Origin of the sequence: Pseudomonas sp. ACM7 (assembly GCF_004136015.1) — a bacterium.
GTDB lineage: Bacteria > Pseudomonadota > Gammaproteobacteria > Pseudomonadales > Pseudomonadaceae > Aquipseudomonas > Aquipseudomonas frigoris.
On sequence record NZ_CP024866.1, the window covers coordinates 2095634 to 2107063 of the forward strand.

General features: G+C 58.2%; 9 protein-coding genes. 1 reads left to right on the forward strand and 8 read right to left on the reverse strand.

Going from position 1 to position 11430, the window contains the following annotated elements; genetic code table 11:
* Positions 1 to 39 precede the first annotated feature (39 nt).
* The 4 genes from hldE to msbA form a co-directional block, all read right to left on the reverse strand.
* Positions 40 to 1461: a bifunctional D-glycero-beta-D-manno-heptose-7-phosphate kinase/D-glycero-beta-D-manno-heptose 1-phosphate adenylyltransferase HldE gene (gene hldE / locus CUN63_RS09915; RefSeq protein ID WP_129439056.1), complete on the reverse strand. Its 1422-nt coding sequence runs from the start codon at positions 1459 to 1461 to the stop codon at positions 40 to 42.
* A 70-nt stretch (positions 1462 to 1531) separates the two neighbouring features.
* A complete protein-coding gene (locus tag CUN63_RS09920) occupies positions 1532 to 2926 on the reverse strand; it encodes a PIG-L deacetylase family protein (RefSeq protein WP_129439058.1) in 1395 nt (464 codons plus the stop codon).
* 3 nt (positions 2927 to 2929) lie between these two features.
* Positions 2930 to 3826 (reverse strand): GNAT family N-acetyltransferase, encoded by an 897-nt coding sequence (locus tag CUN63_RS09925; RefSeq protein WP_129439060.1) that lies wholly within the window; start codon positions 3824 to 3826, stop codon positions 2930 to 2932.
* Positions 3820 to 5640 carry a lipid A export permease/ATP-binding protein MsbA gene (gene msbA / locus CUN63_RS09930; protein WP_129439062.1) on the reverse strand — a complete coding sequence of 607 codons (1821 nt, stop codon included), beginning with the start codon at positions 5638 to 5640 and terminating at the stop codon, positions 3820 to 3822. The genes CUN63_RS09925 and msbA overlap by 7 nt, the downstream gene beginning before the upstream one ends.
* Before the next feature lie 126 nt (positions 5641 to 5766).
* Here msbA and CUN63_RS09935 point away from each other — a divergent pair, with 126 nt between their 5' ends.
* Positions 5767 to 6420 (forward strand): lipopolysaccharide kinase InaA family protein, encoded by a 654-nt coding sequence (locus tag CUN63_RS09935; protein WP_129439064.1) that lies wholly within the window; start codon positions 5767 to 5769, stop codon positions 6418 to 6420.
* A gap of 3 nt (positions 6421 to 6423) precedes the next feature.
* Here CUN63_RS09935 and CUN63_RS09940 read toward each other — a convergent pair whose 3' ends face one another.
* From CUN63_RS09940 to CUN63_RS09955, 4 genes are all read right to left on the reverse strand, one after another.
* Entirely contained in the window at positions 6424 to 7884 is a 1461-nt protein-coding gene (locus tag CUN63_RS09940; RefSeq protein ID WP_129439067.1) for a hypothetical protein, read from the reverse strand.
* A 171-nt stretch (positions 7885 to 8055) separates the two neighbouring features.
* Complete coding sequence (locus CUN63_RS09945) at positions 8056 to 8961, reverse strand: glycosyltransferase family A protein (protein WP_129439070.1); 906 nt, start codon at positions 8959 to 8961, stop codon at positions 8056 to 8058.
* Entirely contained in the window at positions 8954 to 10708 is a 1755-nt protein-coding gene (locus CUN63_RS09950; protein WP_129439072.1) for a carbamoyltransferase, read from the reverse strand. Before CUN63_RS09950 ends, CUN63_RS09945 begins: the two co-directional genes overlap by 8 nt.
* 173 nt (positions 10709 to 10881) lie before the next feature.
* Positions 10882 to 11217, reverse strand: a complete 336-nt coding sequence (locus CUN63_RS09955) for a YceK/YidQ family lipoprotein (protein WP_129445080.1) — start codon at positions 11215 to 11217, stop codon at positions 10882 to 10884.
* Positions 11218 to 11430 lie beyond the last annotated feature (213 nt).

Consider the following 11430-nt stretch of genomic DNA (forward strand, 5'->3'; position numbering starts at 1 on the left):
CCGTTCCCACGCCATACATGAAGGGAGTCGTTCATCCCGTCAACGGCTGCGGATCTTCTCGACAATCGCCGTTGTCGAGCTGTTTTCCACCAACCCCAGTACTTTCACCGTCCCGCCGTAAGCGGTCACGATGTCAGCGCCGACTACCTGGTTGATCCCGTAGTCCCCCCCCTTCACCAGCACGTCCGGCTTAACCTCACGCAACAGATTTTCCGGTGTTCCTTCAGGGAAACTGATCACCCAATCCACCGCCCCCAGACCCGCCAGCACCGCCATGCGACGGTCGACACTGTTGATCGGACGACCCGGCCCTTTCAGACGGCTCACCGACGCATCATCGTTGACTGCAACGATCAAACGATCGCCATGGGCACGTGCCTGCTCGAGGTAGGTCACGTGGCCGGCATGCAGAATGTCGAAGCAACCGTTGGTGAAGACGATCTTCTCTTTATGCGCACGCGCGTCGTCGACCGCCAGTAACAACTGCTCAAGGCCCAGCACGCCGCGCTCGGACCCTTCTTCACGCTGGATGGCGCGACGCAGCTCGGGGGCACTGATGGCCGCCGTACCGAGCTTGCCGACCACGATGCCAGCCGCCAGATTGGCCAGTGCTACCGCGTGCGGCAGCTCTTCGCCGGCGGCGATCGCTGCCGCCAGGGTCGAAATCACCGTGTCGCCGGCACCGGTTACGTCAAACACTTCACGGGCCCGAGCGGGCAGGTGCAGCGCCGGATGATCAGGGCGCAGCAACGTCATGCCGTGCTCGCCACGGGTCACCAGCAACGCGCCAAGGTCCAGATCGTGCATCAGCTGTGCGCCCTTGCTCACCAACTCGTGCTCATCGGCGCAACCGCCGACGATGGTCTCGAATTCACTGAGGTTCGGGGTAATCAGGCTCGCACCACGGTAGATGGAGAAATCCTTGCCCTTGGGATCGGCCAGCACTGGAATGCCACGAGCACGGGCGGCCTGAATCAGCACCTGATGGTTTTTCAACGCGCCTTTGCCGTAATCGGAAAGGACCAGCACCTTGATGCCTTCAAGCAGTTCTTCGACCTGCCCCGTCAACGCCAGAGCGTCGGTGGCGAACGGCTCTTCGAAGTCGATACGCAGCAATTGCTGGTGACGGCTCATGACCCGCAGCTTGACGATGGTTGGCTGATGCGCGATGCGCTGGAACAACGCCCGCACGCCAGCACCCTTGAGGCTATTGACCAGGCTGTTGGCGGCTTCATCGTCGCCGGTCACACCGACCAGCGAGGCAGGCGCGCCGAGGGCGGCAATGTTCAACGCAACGTTCGCGGCACCGCCCGGGCGGTCCTCGATTTGCTCGACCTTGACTACCGGAACAGGTGCCTCAGGAGAAATCCGAGAGGTACCACCATGCCAATAACGGTCGAGCATGACATCGCCGACTACCAAGACAGGGGCTTGATCGAATCGCGGCATGGACAACTTCATGGAGCAACCCGCATACAAAATTAACAGGGGCGCGATACTAACACATGGAAAAGCGCCGTCCGCCTCAATCTCAAAGGTCGCGCACCCAGAACAATTCGTGACGCCGCACCGCCTTGCGGAAAAACTCGTTGCTGCCTGTGGCGGGCCAGCGCCGACCGGCCAATGCCTGCTGAATCAGACGTCGCAACTGACGTTTGAAAACCGGAGCCTCCTGCAGGTCATGCTCCATTGCCAGCGCCATGGCCTTATCCAGTTGCTCGTCAGAGGACAGCTGCGGGCTCCACAGCTTGTCGACAGGCAATGGTTCGATGGCCGGCGGCAAGGCGATACCGGCACCAGCCGCCCCCATGGGCCAGCGGTCGTTGTCATGTAGATGATTGGCGTACATCAGCAGGGTCCCAGGCTTCCAGGCGCTGGCGGCGATGGCTTCAAGAACCGCGCCGGTTGACGCGACGTGATCGCTGTGAGGGTCCAGTTCGGGATGGGGAGTCACCACCACCTCGGGACGGAAATGTTCCAGTAGCGCTACCAGGTCGGCGATCAAGTTTTGCCAGGTCGGTGCCCCGTCGATATCAGCGGGCAAAATCATCGGGTTTTGCCGGCGTACAGGGCGAACATCGCTGTCCCCGGACTCGCGCGAGCCAAACGACTTGGCAGGCTCCTCGGCCATCAACGGCAATTGAAGGCAGTAATAGCCCAATTGCACGCAGCGGTTGACGGGCACGCCACCCCACAGCGGAATGGCCAGGCTGTCCCAGCTGCGCAGACGCCCTTTCAGACGCGCCGCCTGAGACTCGCTCAGCCCCAGGCGCTGAAAATTCTCGGCCTCGATTTCGCCCTGAGTCAAGGTGACGATGCTGACCTCTTCACTGCGACTGTAAAGGCCGAACGCGGCCAGCTCAGCATCATCGGCGTGGGGCGCCATAATCATCACGCGCTGCTGCGCATAATCGGGATTGGCCATGACCCACAGCGCCCCCGTGGCAGCCAGGGTGCAATAGCGTCCACGCACCGCCAGCGAACCCTGGGCAAGCATCGCGCCCTGCCCTGAGAGATTAAGGAAACGCCGCCCTTTTACGCCGCGCTCGAACTCCTGACGATCATCACCAACCTCGACAAACGGATCCAGCCAGCGACCCAGCCAAGTGGTTTTCACTTCCAGTTCGAGTATGAGTGTTTCGCCATCAGCCAGCGGCTCGCTCAGACGTACCAAGTCAGCTTCAAGATTCACCGTTTGATGCGCGGTACCGCCGGGAAAGCCGTACTGGTAATCGTCAGAGGCCCGGTAAAATAGGTGATCGGCAAACCACGCCTCGTGAGCCACCCAAGCCAGCACCAGCAGCAATGGCACCATCCACCACCCCAGCCAGAAACCGAGTACCGCCAGTGTCAGCAGGAAAGCAACGAGAAACACTCGCTTATTGCGCCGATGAGCCTTGAGAAGCCGTTGTTTGCGAGCACTCATGAATTAGACCTGATAGACCGGCACCTTATGGCACCAGCGATCCTTATATTCGCGGTCGGCACGACCGAATGAATAACGCAGAACTTTACCCAACGCCCGCGCGTCTTCCCAGGCCTGCTGAGTGTTGACGAAACTGAGCACGCTACCCGGGCTGAACTCGCGATTCTGAGGGTCGACACCGCCGTTTATGTATTCCAGGGAAACCCATTGGGGCGCTTCGACGCGATACAGAATCTGGGTCGCGATGGGCACCGAGTCCAACATCACCACAGAGCCGGTCATGAACTCACGCAGCAAAGTGAACACCTCTGCCAGTCCTGCCTTGCCGGGGACTGCAAACCCCCAGCGGCGCTGAAACAGCTCGCCATACGCAGCCGCTTGCTCCTGCGCTGACAGCCGGGACATCGGAATCAACTCGCCGCCCGCTTCTTCCAGCAGGCGCTGTTCACGCCGCTGGTTGTAGCGGAATTTTTTCGAATAGTCTTCAGGCGCTCGCGCCAGCGCCAGCCCTTGGGGGAGTTCGCGCAAGGTGCTGATCTGTCGGACATTGAGCTCCGAAACATACGCCATGCGCTGACGCACCGGTACCTCGACGTCCGGGGCGATAGGCAGAATAATCTCCGCATTGCCCATGTCCAGCAACCCGCGCTTGCCCTCGCGCTTCAGCACTTCCTTGGACAAGGCGATGTGGCGCCCCCAGCAAGGAACGGCTGCCACGACAGCACCGTCCACGATCCAGCCCAGATAACGCAGCTTGATGCCGACAAATGTCGACAAGCGCTCTACCACCTGCGGGTGAGTGGCGAAGCTGCCGCCAAAACGCTGCCAGGCCTGCTCGTAAGCGTTACGGTCGATCTCGGTCCAGCCACGTTCGCGCCAGCTTCGAAGCAGCCTCAGCATGCGCCAATCACGTGTGTCGATTGCACCTCGTCACCCTCTTGAAACTCTTTGGCGTGCAGACGGGAGTAGTAGCCGTTGAGCGCCAGAAGTTCTACATGAGTGCCGCGCTCGACGATCCGGCCTTCATCCATGACCAAAATCAGGTCGGCCTTCTCGATGGTGGTCAAACGGTGGGCAATCACCAGGGTCGTACGGTTCTTCACCACTTGATCCAAGGCTGCCTGGATATGACGCTCGGACTCGGTGTCGAGGGCAGAAGTCGCCTCATCGAGAATCAGGAGCGGTGCATCCTTGAGTAAGGCCCGGGCAATGGCGATACGCTGGCGCTGGCCGCCGGACAGCAGCACGCCATTTTCACCCACCATGGTTTCGTAGCCCTGGGGCATCTTGGCGATGAACTCGTCGGCATAGGCTTCCAAAGCCGCCCTGCGCACTTCTTCAACGGGCGCACCAGCGAGGTCACCGTAGGCTATGTTGTTGGACACGGTGTCGTTAAACAGGGTGACCTGCTGGGTCACCAGGGCAATCTGCCGACGAAGGCTGCGCAAGGTGAAATCCTGGACCTTCACACCGTCGAGCAGAATCTGCCCCTGTTCGTGCTGATAGAAGCGTGGAATCAGGCTAGCCAGTGTGGACTTGCCACTGCCCGAGCGTCCGACCAATGCGACCATCTGACCGGGCTCCACGATAAAGCTGATGTCGTTGAGCACCTGCTTGTCGCTTTCCGGGTACTGGAAGCTGAGGTTGCGCACTTCCAGACGCCCCTCAAGGCGGTCATATTCAACCGTGCCCTGATCGACTTCCGCGGGCTCATCCAACTGTTCGAAAATACTCTCGGCACCCGCCACTCCCTTCTGGATGGTGGAGCTGACTTCAGAGAGCTGACGAATCGGCTTGGGCAGCAGACCCGCCATGGTGATGTAGGCCACCAGATCGCCAGGCGATGCGTCGCCGCGCAGATACAGCACCAGAAACATGACCACGGCCATGGCGCTATAGGTCACCAGTTGCAGCATCGGTGTGTACACCGCGCCGGTCTTGGTCATCGCTAGTTGCTTGTCAGTATTGCTCTGGCTGGCATCCTTGAAGCGGACCTTTTCATCGGTTTCGCCGCCGAAGCTGCGCACCACGCGATAGCCATGGATGGTCTCGGATGCAACGTGAGTGACGTTGCCCATCGAAACCTGAATCTTTTTGCTTTGCTTGCGAAATTTACGGCTGGTGCTGTTCACCATCATGCCAATCAACGGCAGGATGGCCAGCATCACCAGCGTAAGTTTCCAGTTCATCCACAGCAGCGTGCAGAAGAGGAAAATCACGGTCATGCCTTCACGAATCACCACTTTGATGGCATCGGTAGCAGCACCGGTGACCATGGTGACGTTAAAGGTGATACGAGAAATCAGGTGGCCGGAATTGTTCTTGTCGAAGAAGCGGTTCGGCAGCTCCAGCAACTTATTGAACAGAACTACCCGCAAATCGTGAACCAGGCCCAGGGAAACCCGCGCCAGGAAGAAGTTACCCAAATAAGACCCCACACCCTGCCAGACCGCGATCACGACAATCATCAACGGTACGGTTTCCAGCAATTGCAACTTGCCCAGGTAAGGGTTTCCAGGAAACAGACTGGCTTCCGGGTTGGCGAGCCCGTCGACGAAGTACTTGAGGATATAAGCGAGCATCGGCTGGGTCGATGCGAAGATCAGAAACCCTACGATGCTCAGTATGAACAGGCCCACGTAAGGCTTTACGTAAGCCAAAAGGCGGAAATAGATCGCCAGCGTAGACTGGGCTTTCGGTTCAGGACTGCTCATAAGAATCCGCGCAAATCAGTGAGGAGCGGATGATATCACACGCCCCTTTTTCCCCAATGAACATGACGCAGGCCAGCCTCTGGCCAAGTCGGTTAAGATAGCCGGCTTATGATGGGGGAGTCAGGCATGCAAGCGATTGATCACAGCACCTACGAGGCATTGCGCGAAGGCGCGCACGTACTGGAAGCTGACGGCTCCGGCGACAAGGTGCTCAGATTGGCCGACGGACGCATGCTCAAGCTGTTTCGCCGCAAGCGCCTGCTCAGTTCCGCGCTGTTTTACCCCTACGCTCAACGCTTTGCCAACAACACTCGGGCCCTGGAGCTGCGCGACATTCCCTGCCCGAAAATTATCGCGGTGTATCGCATCCCCAGCATCCAGCGCGATGGCGTCTATTACAGCCCCCTTGAAGGTACAACGGTACGTCAGCTGCAAACCACGACCGAAGAGGCCAACGCCTTGAGATCCCAACTTGGGGGTTTCATTGCCCGCCTGCACGAGAAAGGGGTGTACTTTCGGTCGCTGCATTTTGGCAACGTGGTGCTGACACCTGAAAACACCCTGGGGTTGATCGACATCGCGGACTTGCGCTGCCAAAAAAGCGCCCTGGGCGACAGCAAACGGCTGCGCAATTTTGCCCATCTGTTGCGTTACAACGAAGATCGGCAGTGGTTGCTGGGCCAGGATGCCGGCGACACCTTCCTTGAAGGTTATCGCCAAGGTCTGCCTACTCATCGGCAGACCCCAATGATCGAGCGTCTGCGCCAGCTGCTGGACTAAACGCTACTGGCCGATCACCAATACGGTGGCGCCTTTGCGATTGGCGAAACGGGCAATAACGCGCTGCTTGTGCTCCGCCAGCCATCCACTTAGCCAAGGCTCGTCGCCACGCGCATCGATCAGGAAATAGCGAAAATCGCCCGCGTGCTCCGAGGACATCGCTTCCTCCCGGGTCAGGCTATTGAGCACATAGCCACGACCGGCGTAATAACCAATGCGACCATCTTCGAAGTAAGCCGGTGCGTCCGGCTCAATATGGGCGGCCACCCAGTGGCCTGCCTCGACATAATGAGTCTTCCCCGGACTGGTGGAAACCACGTTAGACAGCATCACCAACAAACCCAGCACCACCAGCGCCTTGCCCCAGCGCGGAAACTGACGGACAAAGACCGCCAACGCCGCCGCTAGCACAGGAACGAACAACAAGTTCAGGAAACTCAAGTAGCGAGTGTTCATGAACTGCTGCTTCAAATAGAACAGAACCAGCACTACTCCATACAGCAAAGCGGCCCAGGCAAACGGGCGATAGTCGCGCCAGTAAGCCCGCAAAACACTCCAGTTGCTTCGCAAAACAAACGGAACAGCGAAAGGCCCCATCAGTTTCACGATGCTAATCAACATGGATGCCAGGATGCCAAAGAAAATGATTCGCCCGGCCTCGTCCTGCGAGTACTTATTGATCAGCGATCTGGAAAACTGCCCGGACAACTGATCGAACGACGCAAACACATTGTGCGGATTGAGCATATCCAGATAGATCGATACACGTGCAGCCGAAAAAGCGCCCGAAACCGCGACCACAACCAACCCCAGCGCGGGCAACAGCATAAACTGCAGGAACTGCTTGCGCCGCGTGGGCGACCAAAGATTCGATACTTGCCAAAGCCCCAACGCAGGTATCAACAGTAAGGCTTCAAGGCGAAACAACGCGGCCGCCACGATTGCCAAGTGGATGAACGCCGCACGAAGCCAGCCGCCACGCGCCTGCCATCGCAAAGCAAGCCAGAGCGTCAGGGTGCAGAAAAACCAGAAACCATATTCGCGAATGATGTCGTTTCGAAAAGCATTGACTGCGGGCATTGCCAGAACCACCAGGCAGGCCCACCGAGCGTTGTCCGCAGAGCGCTGGCGGACACAATCAACCATCAACGCGCAGGTGCCGGCGAGAAAGATGCCACACCATAAATAGGCGCTCAGCTCCAACGGCAAATGCAGGGCGATATGAGTACCGGCCAGGAGATAGGAGAACCAGGGCCAGTCGAAGGTCTGCCAGGCCACTTTTGGCCCGTTATCCGTGATCTGCTGAGCAATATCGATGTAAAACGCAGCATCACGTCCGACAGTCGCCGTTCCCAGCACCGCAATCAGGGAAAGCAGCAAGCTACCCCAGAACGCCAACCTGACCGGATATTCACCAATAATCCTCGAGATCAGAGCCCCCGCCTTACTGCCAGTATCTAACATCCGCCCCCCTCAACTACGCGCACAACGCTTGGCGCAAATCAGTCCAATAAATAGCTTGCGACAGTCTCAAGTAGCGTCTGCCCGATCAACTTCAAGCCTTGTCATCAGCCATTAACACTGAACAATATGCTCGAAGACAGCACAATGAGTTGTCATCACGGTCTCGACTACTTACCTGAACAGCAGACGCGCCGCCTTGCGTGTGTAGGACCAGCGTGTGAGCGTTCGCCAGTCTGCGCGTAAAGCCTGAAGATAGAACTTCTTGGCCAGTGCATATTCGCCCCCGACGTAACAATCGCGAAACAACGACAGACAACGCTGCACCAAAAACGCCTGACGCAAATCATGCAACTCTTCAGGCATGCGCTCGAAAGAAAAAACCTCTCCGACCATTCCCGTGCCCGCCGCAAGGCTTTGGGTCAAATCATGTCGCATGCTGTCGGCGTGCTTATAGATGAGCGCCAGAGGCTGATCGAGAACGCTGCAGGGAAACCGCGCCAACACCTGAGCGAATACTGGAATGTCTTCAACATTGCGCAAATGTTCGGGGTAGTTGCCTGGTGCGAAGACATCACGATGCATCGCGCAAGCACCGTTGGAAATCGACACAGTCTTGTCCAGCAAGTAGCCGCGCACGAGCTGCCGCGCACTGGCCGGCAACGGCTTTACGGTCTGCAAACTGCGCTTGCCGTCAGCAAACACCGACCAATGTCCGCCAATGATCAAACGGCTCTCAGGGTTGTTCGCAATGTGATGAATCAACGCCGCCAGCGCGCCCGGGGCCATCTCGTCATCCGCGTCGAGAAAGATCAGAAAACGCCCGCTCGTCTCTTCGATCCCTAGATTGCGAACAGAAGAAAGCCCTCCGTTGGTTTTACGCAAAGCACGGAAGCGCCCGACGTGAACCGCCAAAAGCTTTTCGACCACCTCAGGCGTTGCGTCGGTGGAGCCGTCATCAATGACCAACAGCTCCGTCCGCCCCTCAACCAACTGCGCCAGTACTGACTCCACTGCCCGCGGCAGGGTCTGGGAATAGTTGTAGGCTGGAATAACGACGCTGATCAGTGTTTCAGTCAAAACCGTACCCTTCCGCGCCCTCTTTGACCACCAGGATGTCTTCCATGATCAGATACTGTAGATCGGAACCGAAGAACATGTTCAGGGCATCCGTCGGCGAGCAGATCATGGGTTCGCCACGACGGTTGAGCGAGGTGTTCAGCGACACGCCGTTACCGGTCAGCACTTCCAGCGCCTTCATCATGTCGTAGTAGCGCGGGTTGTATTCGCGCTTGAGCACCTGGGCCCGCGATGTACCGTCTTCATGGACGACTTCCGGCACGCGGGTCTTCCACTCTTCCGCCACTTCAAAGGTGAAGGTCATGAACGGCGCCGGGTGATCGATCTTGATCATCTGCGGTGCAACGGTGTCGAGCATCGACGGGCAGAAAGGCCTCCAGCGCTCGCGGAACTTGATCTGGTGGTTGATGCGATCAGCCACGCCAGTCGCACTCGGGCAACCAATGATCGAACGACCGCCCAAGGCCCGCGGACCGAACTCCATGCGGCCCTGGAACCAGGCCACCGGGTTGCCATCGACCATGATTTTGGCGATGTTTTCCGGCATGTTCTCAAGCTTGCGCCATACCGGCTTGCTCGGGTGACGGGCGCATGCAGCGAGGACGTCTTCGTTGGTGTACGACGGGCCGAGGTAAACGTGTTCCATCTTCTCGACCGGCACACCACGGGCGTGGGACACATAGGCCGCCGCGCCGACCGCGGTGCCGGCATCGCCGGACGCAGGTTGCACGAACAGTTCTTTAACGTCATCGCGGGCGATGATTTTCTGGTTCAGCTTGACGTTCAACGCACAGCCACCGGCGAAGGCCAGCTTGCCGGTTTCCTTGAGCACGTCACCCAGGTAATGGTCGATCATCTGCAGCGAGATCTTTTCGAACAGCGCTTGCATGCTCGCGGCGTAGTGGATGTACGGCTCGTCGGCGATGTCGCCTTCGCGCTTGGGACCCAGCCACTCGATCAGCTTCGGCGAGAAGTAGAAACCCTTGCCCTTCTCTTTATAACGACGCAGGCCGATGACGTTGGCGTAGTCGGTGTTGATCACCAGCTCGCCGTTCTCGAACGAAGCCAGGCGCGAGAAATCGTATTTGCTGGCATCGCCGTACGGCGCCATGCCCATGACCTTGAACTCACCGTCGAGCATCTCGAAACCGAGGAACTCGGTGATCGCGCCGTACAGGCCGCCGAGGGAGTCCGGATCGAAGAATTCCTTGATCTTGTGGATCTTGCCGTTTTCGCCGTAACCGAAAAAGGTCGTGGCGTACTCACCCTTGCCGTCGATCCCGAGGATCGCGGTTTTCTCTTTGAAACCGGAACAGTGGTAAGCGCTGGAGGCGTGGGCCAGGTGATGCTCGACCGGTTCGATCTTGATTTTCTTCGGATCGAAACCCAATTGCTCGAGGCACCAGACAATCTTGTTGCGATAGCGTTTGTAGCGACGGTTACCCATCAGGATCGCGTCGAGCGCGCGGTCCGGGGCGTACCAGTAACGCTTGGCGTAATGCCAGCGAGCCTTGCCGAACAGGCTGATCGGCGCGAACGGAATCGCTACCACATCAACGTCGGATGGCTTGATGCCGGCCTGCTCGAGACAGAACTTCGCCGACTCGTAAGGCATGCGGTTCTTTGCATGTTTATCGCGCACAAAGCGCTCTTCCTCAGCCGCCGCGACCAGCTTGCCGTCGATGTACAAAGCTGCGGAAGGATCATGGCTAAGGGCGCCGGACAGGCCAAGAATCGTCAATGCCACAGGGGTCTAGCCTCTTTAGTCTGCATGCAGGCGCAAGGCGCCTCAAAGATTAATGTGCCCTCGCAAAGGGCGAGTGGCAGCTAAAGGGCGGGATTATAGCGTAAACATGGCGGGAATGACCCAGCGCATATTGCCCCCGTAAAGATCATCCGGGCGAAAGCATGCGGCATTGCTCATCCGCGGCCTGACCTCCAGTAAATACTGATATTGCCGTCGGCAGCTTGGCGGTAAACCGTATAGGGCAGGAGGACGGTGTCGAAAACACCCGAGAGGGTGAAATCCACCAATACGAACGGCAAAAGAATACCCGTGGGATCAGGCGCTGCGTTTAATACGCAAAAGTCGTACGCCAAGCCGCTGTAGATACGAGGGATGGACTGACAGTAGGTCTTTTGCTTTCTAAGGCTACGCGCCGCGTCTTCGTCATCCTGCAGCACCGTGACAGCGGTCCCGCAGCCTGATAAAACCAGTGCAAAAGTGCTCAGTAACACCGTCATTTTTATCGTCAACGTCTGCCCTCCGTGAACGTCAGGCAAACTAGCATCGCGGCCATTCAGGGCACAGTTCATGGGGTCTGTGGATCGTGTAGGACGATTCACAAGAATGTGTCCCCTTAATCTCGGGTGACTCGTCTGGCCCCTTCGCGAGCAAGCCCCACATTGTTTTGGTGTCGCACACTTAATTTGTGTGCGACTGAGAACTATTGTGGGAGCGGGCTTGCT

What these genes read in the sequence shown, in the direction of transcription:
- hldE (WP_129439056.1), bottom strand. Translation starts at nt 1,461, where the DNA reads ATGAAGTTGTCCATGCCGCGATTCGATCAAGCCCCTGTCTTGGTAGTC.
- CUN63_RS09920 (WP_129439058.1), bottom strand. Translation starts at nt 2,926, where the DNA reads ATGAGTGCTCGCAAACAACGGCTTCTCAAGGCTCATCGGCGCAATAAG.
- CUN63_RS09925 (WP_129439060.1), bottom strand. Translation starts at nt 3,826, where the DNA reads ATGCTGAGGCTGCTTCGAAGCTGGCGCGAACGTGGCTGGACCGAGATC.
- msbA (WP_129439062.1), bottom strand. Translation starts at nt 5,640, where the DNA reads ATGAGCAGTCCTGAACCGAAAGCCCAGTCTACGCTGGCGATCTATTTC.
- CUN63_RS09935 (WP_129439064.1), top strand. Translation starts at nt 5,767, where the DNA reads ATGCAAGCGATTGATCACAGCACCTACGAGGCATTGCGCGAAGGCGCG.
- CUN63_RS09940 (WP_129439067.1), bottom strand. Translation starts at nt 7,884, where the DNA reads ATGTTAGATACTGGCAGTAAGGCGGGGGCTCTGATCTCGAGGATTATT.